Origin of the sequence: uncultured Microbacterium sp., assembly GCF_964244775.1 — a bacterium.
Lineage (GTDB): Bacteria > Actinomycetota > Actinomycetes > Actinomycetales > Microbacteriaceae > Microbacterium.
Window position 1 is genome coordinate 54,590 of record NZ_CAXTJR010000009.1, and the last position, 19,310, is coordinate 73,899.

At 69.3% G+C, this 19,310-nt stretch carries 17 protein-coding genes and 1 pseudogene; 11 read left to right on the top strand and 7 right to left on the bottom strand.

What is annotated here, in order from left to right:
- Window positions 1–82: 82 nt before the first annotated feature.
- Window positions 83–1,261, bottom strand: coding sequence for an L-2-hydroxyglutarate oxidase (gene lhgO / locus ACFE6Z_RS13540; protein WP_375386219.1), 1,179 nt, complete (start codon window positions 1,259–1,261; stop codon window positions 83–85).
- 56 nt (window positions 1,262–1,317) lie between these two features.
- Here lhgO and ACFE6Z_RS13545 point away from each other — a divergent pair, with 56 nt between their 5' ends.
- Window positions 1,318–1,914: an acyltransferase gene (locus tag ACFE6Z_RS13545; protein ID WP_375386220.1), complete on the top strand. Its 597-nt coding sequence runs from the start codon at window positions 1,318–1,320 to the stop codon at window positions 1,912–1,914.
- A 40-nt stretch (window positions 1,915–1,954) separates the two neighbouring features.
- Here ACFE6Z_RS13545 and ACFE6Z_RS13550 read toward each other — a convergent pair whose 3' ends face one another.
- Window positions 1,955–3,115, bottom strand: coding sequence for a glycosyltransferase (locus ACFE6Z_RS13550; RefSeq protein WP_375386221.1), 1,161 nt, complete (start codon window positions 3,113–3,115; stop codon window positions 1,955–1,957).
- A 164-nt stretch (window positions 3,116–3,279) separates the two neighbouring features.
- On the opposite strand from ACFE6Z_RS13550, the gene ACFE6Z_RS13555 reads away from it, so the two are divergent.
- The 6 genes and pseudogenes from ACFE6Z_RS13555 (at window position 3,280) to ACFE6Z_RS13580 (ending at window position 10,384) form a co-directional block, all read left to right on the top strand.
- Window positions 3,280–3,537, top strand: coding sequence for a glutaredoxin family protein (locus ACFE6Z_RS13555; protein WP_375386222.1), 258 nt, complete (start codon window positions 3,280–3,282; stop codon window positions 3,535–3,537).
- A gap of 26 nt (window positions 3,538–3,563) precedes the next feature.
- The gene (gene kynA, locus ACFE6Z_RS13560) at window positions 3,564–4,436 is read left to right on the top strand and encodes a tryptophan 2,3-dioxygenase (RefSeq protein ID WP_375386223.1); all 873 of its coding nucleotides are present in this window, start codon (window positions 3,564–3,566) and stop codon (window positions 4,434–4,436) included.
- A gap of 3 nt (window positions 4,437–4,439) precedes the next feature.
- Window positions 4,440–5,465: a hypothetical protein gene (locus tag ACFE6Z_RS13565; RefSeq protein ID WP_375386224.1), complete on the top strand. Its 1,026-nt coding sequence runs from the start codon at window positions 4,440–4,442 to the stop codon at window positions 5,463–5,465.
- Complete coding sequence (locus tag ACFE6Z_RS13570) at window positions 5,452–6,693, top strand: kynureninase (protein ID WP_375386225.1); 1,242 nt, start codon at window positions 5,452–5,454, stop codon at window positions 6,691–6,693. The genes ACFE6Z_RS13565 and ACFE6Z_RS13570 overlap by 14 nt, the downstream gene beginning before the upstream one ends.
- 141 nt (window positions 6,694–6,834) lie before the next feature.
- Window positions 6,835–8,649 (top strand): aldehyde dehydrogenase family protein, encoded by a 1,815-nt coding sequence (locus ACFE6Z_RS13575; protein WP_375386226.1) that lies wholly within the window; start codon window positions 6,835–6,837, stop codon window positions 8,647–8,649.
- Window positions 8,646–10,384: pseudogene (locus ACFE6Z_RS13580) on the top strand (GMC family oxidoreductase). The gene ACFE6Z_RS13575 and the pseudogene ACFE6Z_RS13580 overlap by 4 nt, the downstream one beginning before the upstream one ends.
- A 150-nt stretch (window positions 10,385–10,534) precedes the next feature.
- Here ACFE6Z_RS13580 and pip read toward each other — a convergent pair.
- Both pip and ACFE6Z_RS13590 read right to left on the bottom strand, forming a co-directional pair.
- On the bottom strand, window positions 10,535–11,536 hold the full coding sequence (pip, locus tag ACFE6Z_RS13585) for a prolyl aminopeptidase (RefSeq protein ID WP_375386227.1): 1,002 nt from the start codon (window positions 11,534–11,536) through the stop codon (window positions 10,535–10,537).
- Complete coding sequence (locus ACFE6Z_RS13590; protein WP_375386228.1) at window positions 11,533–12,402, bottom strand: neutral zinc metallopeptidase; 870 nt, start codon at window positions 12,400–12,402, stop codon at window positions 11,533–11,535. Before ACFE6Z_RS13590 ends, pip begins: the two co-directional genes overlap by 4 nt.
- A 170-nt stretch (window positions 12,403–12,572) precedes the next feature.
- Between ACFE6Z_RS13590 and ACFE6Z_RS13595 the strand changes: the two genes are divergently transcribed.
- The 4 genes from ACFE6Z_RS13595 to ACFE6Z_RS13610 all read left to right on the top strand — a co-directional run bounded on the left by ACFE6Z_RS13595 (window position 12,573) and on the right by ACFE6Z_RS13610 (window position 17,120).
- Window positions 12,573–13,601, top strand: coding sequence for a malate dehydrogenase (locus tag ACFE6Z_RS13595; protein ID WP_375386229.1), 1,029 nt, complete (start codon window positions 12,573–12,575; stop codon window positions 13,599–13,601).
- On the top strand, window positions 13,601–15,346 hold the full coding sequence (locus ACFE6Z_RS13600; RefSeq protein WP_375386230.1) for a cation:proton antiporter: 1,746 nt from the start codon (window positions 13,601–13,603) through the stop codon (window positions 15,344–15,346). The genes ACFE6Z_RS13595 and ACFE6Z_RS13600 overlap by 1 nt, the downstream gene beginning before the upstream one ends.
- 60 nt (window positions 15,347–15,406) lie before the next feature.
- Complete coding sequence (locus ACFE6Z_RS13605; protein ID WP_375386231.1) at window positions 15,407–15,889, top strand: recombinase family protein; 483 nt, start codon at window positions 15,407–15,409, stop codon at window positions 15,887–15,889.
- A gap of 70 nt (window positions 15,890–15,959) precedes the next feature.
- A complete protein-coding gene (locus tag ACFE6Z_RS13610) occupies window positions 15,960–17,120 on the top strand; it encodes a N(5)-(carboxyethyl)ornithine synthase (protein ID WP_375386232.1) in 1,161 nt (386 codons plus the stop codon).
- A gap of 10 nt (window positions 17,121–17,130) precedes the next feature.
- Here ACFE6Z_RS13610 and ACFE6Z_RS13615 read toward each other — a convergent pair whose 3' ends face one another.
- From ACFE6Z_RS13615 to ACFE6Z_RS13625, 3 genes are all read right to left on the bottom strand, one after another.
- Window positions 17,131–17,637: a hypothetical protein gene (locus tag ACFE6Z_RS13615; RefSeq protein ID WP_375386233.1), complete on the bottom strand. Its 507-nt coding sequence runs from the start codon at window positions 17,635–17,637 to the stop codon at window positions 17,131–17,133.
- Window positions 17,634–18,881: a WXG100 family type VII secretion target gene (locus ACFE6Z_RS13620; RefSeq protein WP_375386234.1), complete on the bottom strand. Its 1,248-nt coding sequence runs from the start codon at window positions 18,879–18,881 to the stop codon at window positions 17,634–17,636. The genes ACFE6Z_RS13615 and ACFE6Z_RS13620 overlap by 4 nt, the downstream gene beginning before the upstream one ends.
- Window positions 18,882–18,993: 112 nt before the next feature.
- Window positions 18,994–19,263: a WXG100 family type VII secretion target gene (locus tag ACFE6Z_RS13625; RefSeq protein ID WP_375386235.1), complete on the bottom strand. Its 270-nt coding sequence runs from the start codon at window positions 19,261–19,263 to the stop codon at window positions 18,994–18,996.
- Between the last annotated feature and the right edge of the window lie 47 nt (window positions 19,264–19,310).

Consider the following 19,310-nt stretch of genomic DNA (forward strand, 5'->3'; position numbering starts at 1 on the left):
CACTCTTTCCCCACGGGGAGTCTACCCACGCTGCGGAAGATAAGAGAACCCCTACTTCCTCAGGATTCCCGCAAGAAGCGAATCAGATCCGGTCGAGCAGGTAATCGGCTATCGCAAAAGACGATGTTGCAGCCGGCGAGGGTGCATTGCGGAGCAGGGTCACCGGCCCGACTTGATCGATGGCGAAATCGTCCAGGAGGCTGCCGTCACGGTCCCACGCCTGCGCACGCACTCCTGCCGCCGTCTTCTGGGTGAGGTCGCTCATCTGCAGTTCGGGCACGAATTTGCGCGCCCTCCGGTAGTACGCCGACTTCGACACCGAACCCCACGTCTCATAGATGCCCATGCGCCAGTGCATGCGGGCGAGAGGCCAGGCTCCGGGCCACGTCAGCGACGCCCAGGTATCGCGAGCCGAGACATCTCGCCATCGATAGCCCTCCCGCGCGAGAGCGGGCACTGCGTTGGGTCCGACGTGGACACGATCGTCGAAGCCGCGTGTGAAATGGACACCCAGAAACGGGAACCGAGGGTCGGGTACGGGGTAGATCATGCCTCGCACGAGGTCCGCACGAGCGGGATCCAGCTCCCAGTACTCACCCCGGAAGGGGAGGATCCGCGGCGACGGATCGGCTCCGACCAGTTGGGCGACCGCGTCGGACTGCAGTCCCGCACAGACGATGAGCCGATCGACCGTCTGTGCCGCGACGGAAGTCTGGATCGTGACACGGCCGTTTTCGGTGCGGATGCTGGTGACCTCGGCGCCCAGCAGCACGTCGCCGCCGGCATCCGTCACATCCTGTGCCATGGCCTGCGCGATCGCGACGTAGTCGACGGCCGCGGTGTGCGGAGAGTGGAGGGCCCCGACTCCGGCGGCGGCCGGCTCGATGTCACGGATGCCGGTCGCGTCGACCCGCCTGAGGCCGGGCACGCCGTTCGCCGTCGCCTTGGTCTCGAGCGCGGCCAGCGCGGGAAGTTCGGAGGAGTCCACGGCGACGACGAGCTTGCCCACTTCGCGGTAGGGCAAGCCGCGCGCGAGGCAGTAGTCGCGGATCGCCACACGGCCGCGCGCGCACAGCTCGGCCTTGAGCGAGCCCGGCGCGTAGTAGATGCCCGCATGCACTACGCCGGAGTTGTGTCCGGTCTGGTGCGCGGCGACGCGGTCCTCTTTCTCGAACACGACAACATCGTGACCTCGCAGCGCGAGCGCACGCGCAACTGCGAGCCCCACGATCCCCGCCCCGATCACGCCATACTGAGTCACGATCGCACCCCCCTGCGGTTCATCATAGGAAAAGCCCACGAACTCCAGGAGCAGCCATGACCGACGCCCCCGTCGTCCAGCCGAGCGCCGACGTCGCCGATTCCGCTGTGCTCGGCGCCGGAACGCGGATCTGGCACCTCGCCCAGGTGCGCGAGGGGGCGAGCCTCGGAGCAGACTGCAACATCGGCCGCGGCGCCTACATCGGCCCTGACGTGGTGCTCGGCGACGCGTGCAAGATACAGAACTATGCCCTCGTCTACGAGCCCGCGGTGCTGGGCGACGGTGTCTTCATCGGTCCCGCCGCGGTGCTGACGAACGACGAGTTCCCGCGTGCGGTCAACCCGGATGGCAGCCTCAAGAGCGCCGATGACTGGCACGCCGTCGGAGTCTCCATCGGGCGCGGCGCCTCGATCGGCGCCCGCGCGGTCTGCATCGCCCCGGTCACGATCGGCCAGTGGGCCCTCGTCGCCGCAGGGGCGGTGGTCACGAAGGACGTACCCGACTTCGCTATCGTCGTCGGGGTGCCGGCTCGCAGGATCGGCTGGGTCGGCCGAGTCGGCAAGCCCCTCGTGCAGGGCGCGGACGACGTGTGGGTCTGCCCTGACTCGGGCGAGCGCTACATCGAGACGGACGGGTTGCTCGCGATCGCGTGAAGCGACGCGCAGCGCGAACGCTCGGTCTACGAAAGCGTCCCTACAGCTCGCCCGGCGACATCGACTGCGCGTCGAGCTCGTCGACGAGTTCGCGCACCCGGCTCGGGCGGGCACCGGTCTTGCGGGGCGCGTAGACCACGAGTGAGTGGAACAGGAACCGCACGAAGAACGCGATCGCGAGCGTGATGGCGGTTGCCACCACAGCGGTGATGTGGCCACTGCCGACCATCACCGCGACGATCGGGATGCGGATCAGCAACTCGGCGTTGTTGAAGGTGAACGACTTCGCGAAGCGTGACCAGACATTGGATGCGTCATTGCGCATGTCTTGGAACACGAAGCGCTCGATCAGCAGGAAGTTTGCGATGATCGTGACCTCGGAGGCGATGATCGCGGCGACGATGTAGTCCATCCCGAGGTGGGTGAGCGCCCAGACGAGCAGGACGTTGGCGATCGCGCCGAGCCCGCCGATGATGGCGAACAGCGACATCTTGCCGAACCGGAGCGCGGCGAGCTGCACGAGGAAGTGCAGGCCCTGCTTCATCGACGCCTTGGAGGCGCCGGCGTGGCGGTCGGCGAAGTCGAAGGGCACTTCGGCTACGCGCATCGTCTTGCGGGCGAGGATCTCGAGCAGGATCTTGAACCCGCGCGGCGCCAGGGTGTCGATGTCGATGGCACGGCGATCGACCAGGAAGAACCCGGTCATCGGGTCGCTGACATCCCTGAGCCGGATGGGGAACATCGATTTCGTCAGCGCTGTCGAGCTCTTCGACACGAGGACGCGCGAGCGGTCGGCGAGCCCCGTCGCAGAGCCGTTGTCGACGTAGCGCGAGGCGACGACGAGGTCGGCTCCGCCGCGACGGTAACGGTCGACGAGATCGATGATCGTCTCGGGCGGATGCTGGAGATCGCCGTCCATGACGACGCAGACATCGGATGCCGCGGCTCGAAGGCCTTCGACCACGGCGCCGCCCAGACCGCCGGTGTGCACGTCGCGGTGGATCAGGTGGATGGGGATCGGCGCATTGGCTGCGACCCCGCGGATCACGTCGGGAGTGGCATCCCGGCTGTCGTCGACGAAGATCACTTCCGTCTCGACACCGTCGCGGGCCAACCGTGCGGCCACGTCCGTGACACGACGAACGAGCTCCATGATATTGGGAGCTTCATTGAAGGTGGGGACAACGATGGAGAGCAGCATCCTGCATATCGTCCCACGACTCGCCTGTGAGATTCATGCTCTTGTCACAAAACCATAGGCACTCCACAGGCGCTGTCCACATGCCGTTGCCCGTTCGCACTGGTCGAGCCGGTTTCGAGGGGCTATCCAGCGCCCATTCAGCGGGCTGCGCGTAGGCTCGATCCATGACTTCCGCCCCCACCCTCACCATGTTCGGCGCCGAATGGTGCAGCGACTGCCGGCGCACCAAGAAGCAGCTCGACGGGCTCGGTGTGGCGTACGAATACATCGACCTCGAGGCCGACCCCGCGGCAGCTGACGTCGCGCGCGAGATCTCGGGGCGAACGAACATCCCCGTCGTCGTATATCCGGACGCGACCCATCACGTCGAGCCGTCCAACGCCGATGTCGAGGAGAAGCTCCGCGAGCTCGCCCTGATCTGAGGGCAACCGCTCGGTAGGGTGATCCCGTGAGCGAGGGCGTCGAACGCAACACGCGAGCGATCGAAGATTCGGTCGTCACCGACTTCGAGGACCGCATGAGCTACGGCGGCTACCTCGACCTGTCGACGCTTCTGGCCGCGCAGCGGCCGCTGAGCACCCCCGAGCACCACGACGAGCTGCTGTTCATCATCCAGCACCAGACGACCGAGCTCTGGCTCAAGCTCGTGCTGCACGAACTGGGTGCCGCGTGCCGCCTGCTGCGCGAGGATCAGCTGGCGCCGGCATTGAAGTGCATCGCCCGCGTCAAGCACATCCAGAAGACCCTCACCGAGCAGTGGTCGGTGCTGGCGACCCTCACCCCCGCCGAATACGCCCAGTTCCGCGGCGTGCTGGGCAACGCGAGCGGCTTCCAGTCGGCGCAGTACCGCGCGGTGGAGTTCACCCTCGGAAACAAGAATGCGGGGATGCTGCGGGTCTTCGCCGCGGATCCTGAAGCGCTCGAGCTGGTCCGCGCGGCGCTCGAGGCACCGAGCCTCTACGACGAGTTCCTCCGGTCGCTCGCGCGTGCCGGCCACCCGATCCCCCGCGCGATCCTCGACCGCGACGTGACGACCGCCTGGACATTCAGTCCCGAACTGGTCCCGGTGTTCGCCGCGATCTACGCCGACCCGCAGAATCAGTGGGCCGCGTACGAGGCGTGCGAGGAGCTCGTCGATCTCGAGGACAACTTCCAGCTCTGGCGCTTCCGCCATTTGAAGACCGTCGAGCGCATCATCGGCTTCAAGACAGGCACCGGCGGATCCAGTGGCGTGCCGTTCCTCCAGCGCGCGCTCCAGCTCACCTTCTTCCCCGAGCTGTTCGCCGTGCGCACCGAGATCGGCGCCACACCCGAGGGGTGACGGATGCCGCATCCCGACCCTTCCGCGGTTCAGGCCCTGCTCGGCTCGCGAGCCTCGCCGTGCCGTCGCGGACTCACCGGGGCTCGCGGCATCGCTCTCCCGCCGTTCTTCGACCACCACGTCCACCTGCACCTCATCGACGAGACGCAGCTGGCCGCGCACGGCATCGCCGGTGTGGTCGACCTCGGCGGCGATCCGCTCGCGCTCGCGCGGCGCCCGCGACGCGGCATGCCGTACGTGGCATACGCCGGCGCCATCCTCACCGCGGCCGGCGGATATCCCTCCGGCCGTTCGTGGGCGCCACCGCAAGTCGTGCGCGAGGTGACCGATCCCTCGACGAGCGCAGGCGTCGCCGGAGGAGCCACGACGGCGGTCGACGAGCAGGTGGAATACGGAGCATCCGTCATCAAGGTGGCCCTCAACGCAGCGAGCGGGCCGGTCTTCGACGATGCGCTGCTCGCCGCGATCGTCGCCGCTGCGCACGCCCGCGGACTGCCGGTCGTCGCGCACGTCGAGGACGGCGACGGCATGACAGGCACTGCCGAGAGGGCGGTCAACGTCGGCGTGGACGTCCTCGCGCACACGCCGTTCACCTCGATCCTCGCGGCCGAGGTCATCGAGCGCGCCGCTGCACAGCAGGCGTGGATCTCGACGCTCGACATCCATCGCGACGAACCCGAGACGCGAGAGATCGCGATCGCCAACCTCCGCACGTTCACTGCGGCGGGCGGGCGAGTGCTCTACGGCACTGATCTCGGCAACGGCGACCTGCCCGTGGGGGTGAATCCGGGCGAACTCACGGCGCTCCGCGAAGCCGGTCTGGATGCCGCGGCGATCGTCGCGAGCCTCACCGACCCGTGGCCCGGCGTCGCGGCCACCGCTGGCGGTGACGCATCGGGTACCAAGGCGTCGGGCACCTCGACGTTCATCCCCGGCGACCCGCCGTCCATCGACGACGAACTGACCGCGTGGCTTGCCGGCGCGACGGTCGTACCGACCGAGGAGCTGATCCACGATGATCTCCGATGAACTCGACGCCGAGGCATCCGCCCTCGATTCCGGCGATGACCTGCGCGAATTCCGCGAGCGCTTCATCGGCACCGAGTCGGCGCTGGTCTACTTCGACGGCAATTCACTCGGGCGCCCTCCGAAGGCGACACTCGCGCGACTCGATGGCTTCGTGCGCGACCAGTGGGGCGGCCGCTTGATCCGCGGCTGGGATGAGTCGTGGATGGGCCTGCCGTTCGCGATCGGCGACGACATCGGGCGCGTCGCGATCGGCGCCGCCGCGGGGCAGACCACGATCGGCGACTCGACCACGGTGCTGTTGTACAAGCTTGTGCGGGCCGCATTCGACGCGCAGCTCGCCGCCGATCCGACGCGGGTCGAGATCGTCGTCGACCGCGACAACTTCCCGACCGACCGCTACATCGTCGACGGCATCGCCGCCGAGCGCGGCGGGCGGGTGCGGTGGATCGATGTCGATCGCACGGCCGGGGTCGACGCCGACACGCTCCGGGCGGCGGTCGGCGCCGAGACGTCGGTCGTGCTGCTCAGCCACGTGGCGTACCGGTCGGGACACCTCGCAGATGCCGAAGCGCTCACCGCGATCGCGCAGGATGCCGGTGCGCTGGTCGTGTGGGACCTCAGCCACTCCGCCGGCTCGGTGCCGGTGCGAGCCGATGCGTGGGGGTTCGACCTCGCGGTCGGGTGCACGTACAAGTACCTGAACGGCGGCCCTGGCTCCCCCGCTTTCGCATACGTGGCCGAGCGCCACCAGGAATCGCTCGCGCAGCCCATCCAGGGGTGGATGGGCACCGCCGACGTGTTCGCGATGGGTCCGGGCTACCACCCCGGCACCGGCATGCGCCGGTTCCTGTCCGGCACGCCGCCGATCCTCGGGATGCTGGCGATGCAGGACACCCTCGCGATGATCGGCGAGGCGGGCATCGACGCGGTCCGCCGCAAGTCGATCGCACTGACGGAATTCGCGGTGCGCGTGAGCGACAGCATCCTCACTCCCCTGGGGGTCACCCTCGCATCCCCGCGCGATCCTGCGCAGCGCGGCGGGCACATCACGCTCGCTCACCCTGCGATGCGCGAGGTCACGGCGCGGCTGTGGCGGCACGACGTGATTCCCGACTACCGCGACCCCGGCGGCCTGCGGATCGGCCTCGCGCCGCTGTCGACGAGCTTCGCCGAGACCCTCACCGGATTGGATGCCGTGGCCGCCGCCCTCCGGGCCATCGACGCCTGATCCCCACCCCCGCAATGCACCCTCGACCCCCGCAATGCACCCTCGGTGAGGGTGCATTGCGGAAAGTGAGGGTGCATTGCGAACCGTGAGGGTGCATTGCGGTGAGACGTAAACTGACCCCACACGTCGAAGGAGACCGCCTTGGCCGCTGAGAGCACCACGTTGAAGGGCACGGCCGTGAAGGCGCCGGCGAAAGGCGGCCGCGCACCCGTTCTGGATGATGCGCAGCGGGCGCAGATCGACCAGGCGATCGCCGACCTGCAGCGCGGAGCGCGCGCGTGGGGCCATCTCACGCTCGGCCAGCGGGTGAAGCTCCTCGGCCGCATCCGGGCGACCGTCGTGGCCTCCGCCGCGGAGTGGGCCGACGTCGCCTCGCTGTCGAAGGGCCTGGAGCCGGGGCATCCGCTCCGTGGCGAGGAATGGCTCTCGGGGCCCTATGCGACGCTCGTCGCCCTCGATGCCTACGCGGAATCGCTCGGCAAGCTCGAGACGGGCGGCTCGCCGCTGGATGGCGTGCGAGTGGATGCTGCTCCCGGCGACCGCGTGCGCGCCCACACCTTCCCCACGCACGCGATCGACGGGCTGCTGCTGTCGGGCTACACGACCGAGGTGTGGTTCGAGCCCGGCGTCACGGCCGCGGAGGCTCGCGCCCACGCGGGGCTCGGTCAGCTCCAGCCGTCCGGCACGGGCGACGTCGGCCTCGTGCTCGGCGCGGGGAACATCACCTCGATCCCCGTGCTGGACGTGCTGTACGAGCTGCTCGCCTTCAACCGCGTGGCGATCCTGAAAGTGAACCCCACGCAGGATCCGCTGGTGCCCGTCTACGAGCGGGCGCTCGCCCCCCTCATCGAGCCCGGGTTCCTGCGCATCGTGCGGGGCGCCGGTGACGTCGGCGGCTACCTCGTCAGCCACCCCGACATCGCCCACGTGCACATCACCGGTTCGGCCGCCACATTCGACGCGATCACGTGGGGCACCGGTGCGCAGGGCGCGCGGCGCCGTCGTGAGAATCGCCCGCAGCTGAAGAAGCCGATCACCGCCGAGCTCGGCGGCGTGTCGCCGATCATCGTCGTGCCCGGCGAATGGACCGCCGCCGACCTGCGCTTCCACGCCGAGCACGTCGCGACCATGCGCCTGCAGAACAGCGGTCACAACTGCATCGCCGGGCAGGTCGTCATCTTGAGCTCGGACTGGGCGCAGCGCGACGCGTTCCTCGCCGAGCTCCGCGCGGCGTACGACAGGGCGCCGGCCCGGCCGGTCTGGTACCCGAACAGCGCCGCGAAGATGGATGCCGCGGCCACCTCGTACCCCGATGCCCGATGGAGCGTCGACCACACGCGCGCGATCGTCGAGATCGGCGCCGGGGACGAAGCATCCGATCTGGAGACCACCGAGTACTTCTCGCCCGTGCTCGGGGTCGTCGCCCTGCCGGGCAACGGACAGGAGTTCCTCGACGCCGCCGTTGCGCACTCGAACGAGAAGCTCACCGGCACGCTCGGCGCGAACGTGCTGATCGACCCCGTCACCCAGGCGGCCCTGGGCGACGGGTTCGAGCGGGCGATCGCCGACCTGCGCTACGGAGACATCGCGATCAACACGTGGACGGCGTTCGCGTTCCTCACCCCGACCGCGACGTGGGGCGCATACCCCGGCGGCACGATCGACGACGTGCAGAGCGGCATCGGCATCGTGCACAACGCGATGCTGCTCGATCGGGTCGAGCGCTCGGTCGCGCGGGGACCGTTCCGCCCGTTCCCGCGGTCGGTGCCGGGGCTCGTGCGATCGCTCGCCACCAACCGGTCCCTGAGCCCGTCGAAGGGGAGCGTCCTGCCCAAGCCGCCGTGGTTCGTCACGTCGCGCACCGGAGCCGCGGTGAGCGAGGGCTTCACCCGGTTCCGCATGGGCGGCAACCTGGCGCGCCTGAGCGCAACCCTCGTCAAGGCCTACGGGGCGTGAGCGCCTCGGCATTCGGCCGCGACGGACTCACCGCCGACTACATCGTGGTCGGCGCGGGGTCGGCCGGCGCCGCCTTGGCAGCACGGCTCACCGAAGACCCGTCGGTCAGCGTGCTGCTGCTGGAGGCCGGAGGCCCCGACAAGGCGCTCGAGCTGCACGTCCCCGCCGCGTTCTCGAAGCTGTTCCGCGGCGAGTACGACTGGGGCTACGACACCGTCCCGCAGCCCGAGCTCGAAGGGCGGACGATCTACTGGCCGCGAGGCAAGACTCTCGGCGGCTCGTCGTCGCTGAACGCGATGATGTGGGTGCGCGGCTTCGCCGCCGACTACGACGAGTGGGCGGATGCCGCGGGTGAACGCTGGTCGTGGGAGTCGCTGGTTCCCTACTTCCGCCGGGTGGAGCGCACCGACCACCCCACGCACGAGACCCAGGGCACGGCCGGCGCACAATCCGTGGAGACCCAGCGCGATCCCCGCCCGCACACCGCGGCCTTCCTCGAGGCGGCGCGCGAAGCCGGATTCCCGGTTACCCCGGCCAATCTGCCGGAGGGGCAGGGCTTCAGCCAGACCATGGTCTCGCAGCACCGCGGTGGGCGGGCATCGACCGCCGACGGCTACCTGCGCCCCGCGAAGGGGCGGCCGAACCTCCGGGTCGTCACGCGCGCGCTGGTGCGGAAGGTGACGTTCGACGCCTCGCCGGGCTCAGCGCCCGCGCCGGTCGCCCAGGAGAGGGCAATCGGCCGAGCGGAGGAATCCGGCGCCGATAACCTCCTCGGCTCGGCCGACTCTCCTCGCGCGCGGGCGACCGGGGTCTACGTCGACATCGGCGGCGTCACCCGGCACGCGCTCGCGCGGCGCGAAGTCATCCTCGCGGGCGGTGCGATCAACACGCCTCAGCTGCTCATGCTGAGCGGCATCGGACCCTCCGCGCATCTGGCCGAGCACGGCATCCCGACCCTCATCGATGCACCCGGCGTCGGCGCGAACCTGCAGGACCACCTCGTAGCGGGGCTCGCTCCCGAGGCGCGCGGCGGCACTCTGTACGGTGCCGAGAAGGTCGCTCAGCTCGCGAGCTACCTGACCCGGCGACGCGGGATGCTCACCTCCAACGTCGGCGAAGGGTGCGGGTTCGTCCGCACCGAGGTGGCCGACCGGGCGGGCATGGCCGCGGGCCTTCCCGACATCGAGATCATCTTCGCGCCGGCCCCCTACGTCGGCGAGGGTTTGGTGCCCCCCCCGGCGAAGGGCTCACGGTGGGCGCGATTCTGCTCCGGCCGCGCAGTCGGGGCACCATCCGGCTCGCGTCGGCGGATCCGCACGACAAGGCCGACATCGATCCCGCCTATCTGTCCCACCCCGACGGGATCGACACTGCGACGATGCTCGCGGGCATCGCGGTGTGCGAGCGACTGATCGACACCGAGGCGCTGCGCGCGATCACCACTGGCGGGTGGATCCAGCCCGAAGGCGGAGCGGCCATGACGGCTGCCGAACGCGCCGAGGTGTCGCTGCGGCGCTATTCGCACACGCTGTACCACCCTGTCGGGACGGCGCGCATGGGGTCGGACGAGACATCGGTCGTCGATCCCGAGCTTCGCGTGCGCGGCGTCGAGGGGCTGCGGGTCGCGGATGCCTCGATCATGCCGACGGTGATCCGCGGGCACACGAACGCACCGGCGATCGTGATCGGCGAGGTGGCGGCGGATCTGATCCGTGGCGTGCGCGCCCGCCGCTGATCCCCGCCCCGCTCCTGCGGAGATCGAGTAGGCGCGCCAGCGCCGTATCGAGATCAAGACCCGCGTACTACGTCGGTTCGACGGATCTCGATACGCTCGCAAGCTCGCTACTCGATCACCGCAGGAGGGGCTCGCAAGCTCGCTACTCGATCACCGCAACAGGGGCCGCGGCGAGGCGGCGAACCGGTCGGTCGCCGCGCGGAGCGCCGCGGCGATACCCGGCTCCGACGCCGAATGCCCAGCATCCGGAATCACCACGAGCTCGGCCTCCGGCCACGCGCGATGCAGATCCCACGCTGTCATGATCGGCGTGCAGACGTCGTAGCGGCCCTGCACGATCACGGCCGGGATGTGGCGGATGGCGTCGACCCCGGCGATGAGCTGACCCTCGGTGAACCAGCCCTCGTGCAGGAAGTAGTGGTTCTCGATGCGCGCGAACGCGATCGCCCTCGACGCCTCCGTCATCGACTCCACGAGCTGGGTGTCGGGGAGCATGGTGATGGTCGCCGCCTCCCAGCGCGTCCACGCGACGGCCGCCGGCAGGTGCACCGCCGGGTCGGGATCACTCAGGCGCCGATGGTAGGCCTCGATCATGTGCGAGCGCTCGAGCACCGGGATGGGCGCGATGTAGTCCTCCCACAGATCGGGGAAGAGGGATGCTGCGCCACCCTCGTAGAACCACTCCAGCTCGTGGCGGCGCAGGGTGAAGATGCCGCGCAGCACGATCTCCGAGACCGCCGCGGGGTGTGACTGCGCGTAGGCGAGCGCAAGCGCGCTCCCCCACGAGCCGCCGAACACCTGCCATTTCTCGATGCCGAGGTTGCGTCGCAGCAGCTCGACATCGGCGACGAGGTGCCACGTCGTGTTGTAGCGGAGGTCAGCGGCCGGCTCGCTGACGTGCGGCGTGCTGCGTCCGCAGCCGCGCTGGTCGAGCAGGATGATGCGATAGTGCTCGGGGTCGAAGAATCGGCGGTGCCAGTCGGAGGTGCCGGAACCGGGGCCGCCGTGGAGGAAAACGACCGGCTTGCCGTCGGGGTTGCCGCTCTGCTCCCAGTACATCCGGTTGCCGTCGCCGACCAGCAGCATCCCCGTCTCGTACGGCTCGATCGGCGCGTACAGGGCGTCGAGCCCCGAGTCCGGTCCCGGATTCACAGTTGCCGCCCCGATACCGCGAACGTGTCGCACGCCTGGACGCCGCCCTGGTACCCGGCCGCGAACCAGCGCTGCCGCTGCTCGCTCGAGCCGTGCGTCCAGCTCTCGGGGTTGACCTGCCCGCCCGACTCCTGCTGGATGTGGTCGTCGCCGACGGCGGATGCCGCGTTCAGCGCGTCCGCGATCTGCTGCTGCGTCGGAGCCTGCATGAACGCGACGCCGTTCTCGTCGACCTGCTGGGCGGCCGCGGCCACCCACGCCCCCGCGAAGCAGTCGGCCTGGAGCTCGGTCCGCACGCCGTTACTGTCGGGCCCTGTGCCGTTATTCGGATGCTGGTCCATCACGCCGATGAGGTTCTGCACGTGGTGTCCGTACTCGTGGGCGAGCACGTACAGCTGGGCGAGCGGCCCGGCCGTGGCGTCGAACTGCTGGCGGAGCAGGGCGAAGAATGTGGGATCGACGTAGACCGTCTGCTCGGGCGGGCAGTAGAACGGGCCCGTGGCGTTGGACGCCGTGCCGCACTGCGTCGAGGTCGAGCCGTCGACGATGATCAGCTGGGGCTGGGTGTAGCCGGTCACGTTCTTGGCCCAGAACTGGTCGATGTTCAAGGATGCCGCGGCCAGCCGGCAGTCATCGCTGCGGTTCGCGTCGGCACCGGTCTGGCACTGCGCGATGCCGCTCTCGGCCGAGGTGCCGCCACCGGTCGCCTGACCCAGCAGCCCCGAGACATCGGTGCCGGTGAAGTAGCTCAGCAGCAGGATCGCGATCGCGCCGAGCCCCACGACACCGCCGCCGGCGGCCGCGACGCCACGACCGCGGCGCTTGGCGGTGTTACTCCCGACGCTGGCGTTGTCGTTGAACGTCATGGGGTCACCGTATCGTTTTGGGGAGGCCGCAGGCGCTACCGTTTTCGGGAGGCCGCAGGCGCTACCGTTCGCGGGAGGCCGCGGGCGCTAGCGGCGCTCGGGCCGCGGAGGCGGGCGCACCCCGACGATGCCGCTCTGGACGCGCGAACCGCGCGCAATAGGCTCGGTCCATGGCATACGCACCCACGACCGTGACCATCACCGGCGCCGGCGGTCAGATCGGCTACGCACTGCTGTTCCGGATCGCCGCAGGCGGGATGCTGGGGCAGGGCCGCCCCGTACGCCTGAAGCTGCTCGAGATCCCGCAGGGCATGCGCGCCGCCGAGGGCGCTGCGCTCGAGCTGCAGGACGGGGCGTTCCCGCTCCTGGCCGGCGTCGAGGTGAGCGACGATCCTCGCACGGCGTTCGACGGCTGCAACATCGCGCTGCTGGTGGGAGCACGGCCGCGCGGCCCGGGCATGGAGCGCGCCGACCTCCTGGCCGCCAACGCGGGGATCTTCGGGCCGCAGGGCGCCGCGATCAATGCCGTCGCCGCAGACGATGTGCGGGTCGTCGTGGTGGGCAACCCCGCGAACACGAACGCGCTGATCGCCGCGGCATCCGCTCCCGACGTCCCCGCCGACCGCTTCGAAGCCCTCACGCGGCTCGACCACAATCGCGCGCTCGGCCAGCTCGCCGCGGTGCTCGAGGTACCCGTCTCGGCGATCCGCGACGTGACGATCTGGGGCAATCACTCGGCGACGCAGTTCCCCGACGTGGCGCACGCGACGGTATCCGATCCTTCGACCGGCTCGAGAATCGGGGTCGTCGACGCCCTCGCCGAGCGCCTCGGCGGCAGGGAGGCGGCCGAGCGGTGGCTCGACGAGACATTCATCCCGCGCGTCGCGGGACGCGGAGCCGAGATCATCGAGGTGCGCGGATCGTCGTCCGTGGCATCCGCCGCCCATGCGGCCATCTCGCACGTGCGCGACTCGGTCCTCGGCACCACCGAGGGATGGACGTCGGCGGCGCTGGTCTCGCGCGGCGAGTACGGCGTGCCGGAAGGGCTCGTCTCGTCGTACCCGGTCACCTCCACCGGCGACGGCTACCGGATCGTCGAAGGACTCGAGCTCGATGCGCGATCCCGTGCGCGCGTCGACGCCTCGGTCGCTGAGCTCGTCGCCGAGCGCGACGCGGTGCGAGCCCTCGGCGTCGCCTGATGCTCGACCCCCTCATCGTCATCCTGGTCTGCGTCATCGTCATCGCGCTGACCACCGCGGTATCGCCGCGCCTGGGTGTCGCAGGCCCCCTTCTGCTCGTGGCGATCGGGGCGGTCGTGAGCATGATGCCCTTCGTCAGCATCCCGCTGATCAATCCGGAGTTCATCCTCGTCGGAGTGCTTCCCCCACTGCTCTACTCGTCGGCGGTCTCGCTTCCCGCGATCGAGTTCCGCCGCGACTTCCGGCCCATTGCCGGCCTCTCGGTCCTCCTCGTCTTGCTGAGCTCGATCGCGCTCGGCGCGTTCTTCTACTTCCTCATCCCCGGCTTGGGTCTTGCGCTCTCTCTCGGACTCGGCGCGATCCTGAGTCCGACGGATGCTGTGGCCACCACGATCGCCAAACGCCTGGGCATCTCACCCCGCGTGATCACGATGGTCGAGGGCGAGAGCCTCCTCAACGACGCCACCGCCCTGGTGCTGCTGCGGACGGCTGTCGCCGCGTTCGTGGTGGGGACGCTGTCGTGGGGAGATGCGATCGGGGCCTTCGTGTGGGGGGTGCTGATCGCTATCGTGATCGGCGCGATCGTCGGCTATCTCAACTTGCGCGTGCGCGAGCGGGTCTCGAATTCGGCCGCCAACACCGCGCTGAGCTTCGTGGTGCCCTTCATCGCGTACCTGCCCACCGAGCACCTCGGCGGCTCGGGGCTGGTTGCCGCGGTCGTGGCCGGCATCGTGACGGGGCAGGGTGCCGCCCGACGTTTCACTCCCGAGCAGCGCCTGTCGGACGAGCTGAACTGGCGGACGATCGAGCTGATGCTCGAGGGCGCGGTCTTCCTGATCATGGGCCTCGAGCTCAAAGACATCGTGGTGGCCAACGTCAAAGACCACGAGGGGATCTGGCATGCGATCTGGCTCGCCGCCGTCGCTCTCGGGATCGTGCTCGCCGTCCGCGCCCTCTATGTGTCGGTGCTCCTGTGGCTGCAGAGCAGGCGTGCCCGCAGCGCGCAGCGCGAGCGTCTGACCGCGTTCCAGGAACGACTCGACTCCGGCACGCTCCAGCCCGGCACGGCAGAGGCCCTCGCCCGCGGCCGCTTTCGCCCCGCCGACCCCGAGCGTCAGGAGAAGTGGCTGGCGGTCGGTCGCACGCGAGTGTCGCGCGCGCTCGCCGATCTCGATTACTACCAGGCCTCACCGCTGGGGTGGCGGCACGGCACGATCATCGTGTGGGCGGGCATGCGCGGAGTGGTCACGCTCGCGGCCGCCCAGACGCTGCCGAGCGACGCGCCGTCGCGCCCGCTGCTGGTCTTCATCGCCTTCCTCGTCGCGGCCGGCAGCCTCCTGCTGCAGGGCCTCACCCTGCCGGCGGTGGCGCGGATGCTGGGACTCGTCGGCTCCGGACGCGGCGGCCTGTCGACGCAGGAGCAGCAGTCGCTCGACGAGGAGCTGCGGCAGGCGGCCGCCACCGCCCTCACGAAGAACCGCATCACCCGCAGAGACGGCAGCGAGTTCCCCGAGGGGTTCGTGCAGAAGATGGGCGACCGCTTCACGACACCGCCGGACGACGACACGAACGCCACCGGGCGCGACATGATCGAGCTGCGGCTCGCGATGATCGGGGCGATGCGCAACCGGCTCAACCAGCTGTCGTCCGACGGCACCTTCAGCACCGCCGTACTGCGTCACTCCCTGGCGGAACTGGACGCCGACGAGATCAGCATCCAGTTGCGCCTCGACGACCAGGACTGACGATCACCGTCCCTGCGAGTCGGCCGGGCAGGGCACAATGAGAGGGAGCAAGGAGTGCCGATGAGCGAGGCCACGGAAATGGCGGATGCCACCCTCCGGCGAGCGCGCGCGATCGACTCGGCCGACACCAGCCCGATCCATCTTCCGCACGACGCCGCAGACTGCCCGAAGTGCTTCACCGAGCTCCAGCGCGACCGCGACTGGTGGCTCGCCCGGCCCGCCGGATCGCGGCTCGTCGGCCTGGTCGTCTCGCGCGACGACATGCCGTCGATCAAGACCCAGCGTGATGAGCTGACGCGGTTCGGGGTGCCGATCGAGGGGTTCCGGCATCCCGCACCCGAGACCCTCGAGTCGTGGGAGGAGCGTCTCACGCGCCTCATCAGCACGCTGCGCAACGGCGACGTGCTCGTCGTGACGAGCGTGCACGCGCTGGGGCGCGACATCGACGAAGAGACCCGCACGGTGGCGGAGCTGCACCGCAACGGAGTGGTCGTCAAGGTGCTCGGCCACGGCGGGCAGCACCTGATCGACGCCGGACGCTGAGGCACCCCCGGGGGTGGCGTAGCCTTCGGAAGAGGGCGGATGCTGCATCCGTCCGCAGAGCGGAGCTCCGATGTCCACGACCGCACCGCCACTCCTGCGCCTCGGCGTATTGGCCGGTTCCCGCAAGCCCGACGAGAAGCGACTGCCGATCCACCCCGCGCACCTCGAGCGGATCGACGACGATCTGCGCGCGAACATCCTGCTCGAGACGGGTTACGGCCTGCGGTTCGGGATACCCGACGCACAGCTGGCGCCGCTGGTCGGAGCCATCGCATCGCGAGAGCAGATCATCGCCGAAGCCGACATCGTGACGCTCCCCAAGCCCCTCGCCTCCGATCTCGAAGATCTTCGCGACGGTCAGGTGCTGTGGGGCTGGCCGCACTGCGTGCAGGATCGGGCGATCACCCAGCACGCGATCGACAAGGGCCTCACCCTCATCGCGTGGGAGGCGATGAACCACTGGAAGAGCGACGGCGGATTCGGGCTGCACGTCTTCCACAAGAACAACGAGATCGCCGGCTACTGCTCGGTGCTGCATGCCCTGCAGCTGTGCGGCTCGACCGGCGATTACGGCCGGCGCCTGAACGCCGTCGTGATCGGCTTCGGCGCGACCGCGCGCGGGGCGGTCACCCTGCTCAACGCCCACGGCATCCACGACGTGCGGGTGCTGACCAACCGGGATGTCGCGGCCGTGGGCTCACCGATCCCGTCGATCGACATCATCCAGTTCGAGCACAATCCCGATGCGCCGTTCGACAGCACGGTCAACACCGAAGACGGGCCGGTGCCGCTCGCGCCGTTCCTGGCCAGCCACGACATCGTGGTCAACTGCACGCTGCAAGACCCGAATGCGCCTCTCACCTATCTGCGCACGGAAGACCTCGCGGCGTTCCGGCCCGGCAGCCTCATCGTCGATGTCTCGATCGACGAGGGCATGGGGTTCGAGTGGGCGCGCCCGACGAGCTTCGCCGAACCGCTGATCACGGTCGGTGAGACGACGAACTACTACGCGGTCGATCACAGCCCGTCGATGCTGTGGAACTCGGCCACGTGGGAGATCAGTGATGCGCTGATGCCGTTCCTGCGGACGGTGATGGAGGGCGCGGCGGCATGGGCGGAGTCCGACACGATCCGCCGTGCGATCGAGATCGAAGGCGGACGCGTGCGCAACGAGGCGATCCTGGAGTTCCAGAAGCGATCGCCCGACTATCCGTACCCGGCGCTCGGCTGATCCGGTTCGGTCAGTACGAGCGGTTCGGGTCGTAGTCGTCCAGGGCGAAGCACGGCGAGAACGAGCTGATGTCCAGCAGCGTATTGCGCTCGAGGTTCATGACGGCCAGGTGCAGCCCATCGTCGCGCAGCATGTCGAGGTGGTAGACGCCGTCTTTCTCGCCCTGCTCGACCCACGTGACCTTCCACCCGTCCTTCGCCGACCAGGCGTCGTTCACGGCGCCGATCACCGCACCGCTGTCGGTCGACGGGTCGATCTTCAGCTGTGCGCCGCCCGGCCAGTAATACGTGCCGGCGGTGTCGCACGTGAAGAGCGTGCGGGACGTCTCGGTGCGCGGCAGCGTCTCGGTCACGGCGTCGGCGGGGATGAGGGCGATCACCTCGTCCTCCGCGGCGCGAACGTCGGCCTTGGCGTCTTCGAGAGTGAGGGTCACGGGTGCCTCCTGGGGAATCATGGCGCAGGCGGTGAGCGGCGCGGCGAGCGCGAGGACGAGCGCCAACGCCCATCGGCGGGTCATCGGTGCATGTCCTTGTACATATCGTTCAGTGCATTCTGGTTGGTCGCCTCGCCCTGGGCGATGTGCGTGTGATTCTCGGCCTCATTCTGGAACGTCACACCGAGGATCTCGAACGTGTCGGGCGCGTAGACGTGCTCGGCGAACACGTCGTTCTCGATCGGCATGTTCTTCACGGGCGTGAGGTAGTTCAGCGCGTCGACGCCGTACTGGTAGTGCTGGTAGTTGGTGCCCGGGTCGGCCTGCCAGCCGGGTGCGAGCCACGAGCCGGCCAGCGAGAGGACGTTGTCGTAGTGGGCGCCTGCCACCTCCGACGCCGAGACGTAGCTGATGCCGGCGCTGTGGCCCGCGGCGGAGAACGACACGTTTCCGCCGAGCGCCGGATCGGACTGCACGGAGGTGGTGAATTCGGCGAGCCCCTTTCCGGCATCCAGCACGTAGCCCTCGTTCGCGGTTCCGTGTGGCCCGAAGAACGTCCAGTCGGCCCACGGCCCGTCCTTGTAGACGAACGACACAGTGTCGCCGCTCTTGTCGCGGTCGGTGAGGTAGGTGGCCACCGTCTGGGCGCTGCCGCCGTAGAAGCTGTCCATGTTCGTGCCGGTGCCCGGCACATACGTGAGCACGTTGGTGGTCTGCGGGCCGAACGTGCCGATCATCTCGACCAGGCGCTCACCGGCGGGGTCGTACAGCGCGAGGTTGCGGTCTCCTCGGACGACGGCCTCGAGATACGACCGCTCCGCGGCCGAGAGCCCCGACTCGGTGAGGCGATCCTCGGCGGTCAGCCGGTTCGCGTCCACGCGATCCTCGACCGGGATCCCGTCGAGGTTGCCGTACCGGAGCGGATCGCGCGTCACGAGGTCGTGTCGCTGCTGCTCCGTGAGCCCCGTCCACCACTGCCGCACATCATCGGGAGAATCGGATGCCGGTGCTCCGACCGGTCCCGTGCCTCCGGCGATGCCGGGGATCGCGGTCGCACCGCCCGCGGCGGCGCTCGTGGTCTCCTGCGCGTCGGCGTTGCGGCGCAGCACCGCGGCCGCCTCGCGCAGCCGATCGGCTGCGGCGTTCAGACGCGGGGCGTGCGACGCGTTCCAGGAGGTGCGGAAGGATGCCGCATCCTGCCCCGTCCACGGGGTGCGGGTCAGCTGCGCGGTCAGCTCGGTGCGGGCACTGCCCAGGCGATCGGCGGAGCGGTCCAGCTCAGCCGCCGCCGCGCGCAGCTGCGCGACATCCGCTCCGTAGAGTCCCACGTTCCCCACCTCTCCTCGTCAAGAGGACTGCTCGCCTGTCGCAAAGCGCCCCTCCTCGCCGAGGAATCGGGCACTTCGTGACAGGTGAGCAGTCCTGGTCAGCGCGATCCGATCAGAGCGAGGAGGAGGTGCTCTCCTGCGCCGAAGCGTTCGACGACGCCTTCTGCGAGGCATCCTCGAGGGCGGCGATGACGTTCTTCAGCGCGGCGGTGTGCTGACCCGACCAGTCGCTGCGGAACTGCTCGGCGTCGGGTCCGGTCCACTGCGTGGACGCGAGCGCCGAGGTGAGCTGCGACAGGATGCCCTGGATGTCGCCTGCCTTGCCCTTCAGCTGCGACGAGAGCTGGCGGACCTGCTGGACATCGAGACCCCATACGGCCATTGTTTTCTCCTTTGTTGGACGACTCTCTCGAGCCGGCGTTTCCTAGA

Bases quoted from the DNA above. Each gene is read 5' to 3' on its own strand.
- ACFE6Z_RS13545 (WP_375386220.1), top strand. From the start codon at position 1,318: ATGACCGACGCCCCCGTCGTCCAGCCGAGCGCCGACGTCGCCGATTCC.
- ACFE6Z_RS13550 (WP_375386221.1), bottom strand. From the start codon at position 3,115: ATGCTGCTCTCCATCGTTGTCCCCACCTTCAATGAAGCTCCCAATATC.
- ACFE6Z_RS13555 (WP_375386222.1), top strand. From the start codon at position 3,280: ATGACTTCCGCCCCCACCCTCACCATGTTCGGCGCCGAATGGTGCAGC.
- ACFE6Z_RS13565 (WP_375386224.1), top strand. From the start codon at position 4,440: ATGCCGCATCCCGACCCTTCCGCGGTTCAGGCCCTGCTCGGCTCGCGA.
- ACFE6Z_RS13570 (WP_375386225.1), top strand. From the start codon at position 5,452: ATGATCTCCGATGAACTCGACGCCGAGGCATCCGCCCTCGATTCCGGC.
- ACFE6Z_RS13590 (WP_375386228.1), bottom strand. From the start codon at position 12,402: ATGACGTTCAACGACAACGCCAGCGTCGGGAGTAACACCGCCAAGCGC.
- ACFE6Z_RS13595 (WP_375386229.1), top strand. From the start codon at position 12,573: ATGGCATACGCACCCACGACCGTGACCATCACCGGCGCCGGCGGTCAG.
- ACFE6Z_RS13600 (WP_375386230.1), top strand. From the start codon at position 13,601: ATGCTCGACCCCCTCATCGTCATCCTGGTCTGCGTCATCGTCATCGCG.
- ACFE6Z_RS13605 (WP_375386231.1), top strand. From the start codon at position 15,407: ATGAGCGAGGCCACGGAAATGGCGGATGCCACCCTCCGGCGAGCGCGC.
- ACFE6Z_RS13610 (WP_375386232.1), top strand. From the start codon at position 15,960: ATGTCCACGACCGCACCGCCACTCCTGCGCCTCGGCGTATTGGCCGGT.
- ACFE6Z_RS13615 (WP_375386233.1), bottom strand. From the start codon at position 17,637: ATGACCCGCCGATGGGCGTTGGCGCTCGTCCTCGCGCTCGCCGCGCCG.
- ACFE6Z_RS13625 (WP_375386235.1), bottom strand. From the start codon at position 19,263: ATGGCCGTATGGGGTCTCGATGTCCAGCAGGTCCGCCAGCTCTCGTCG.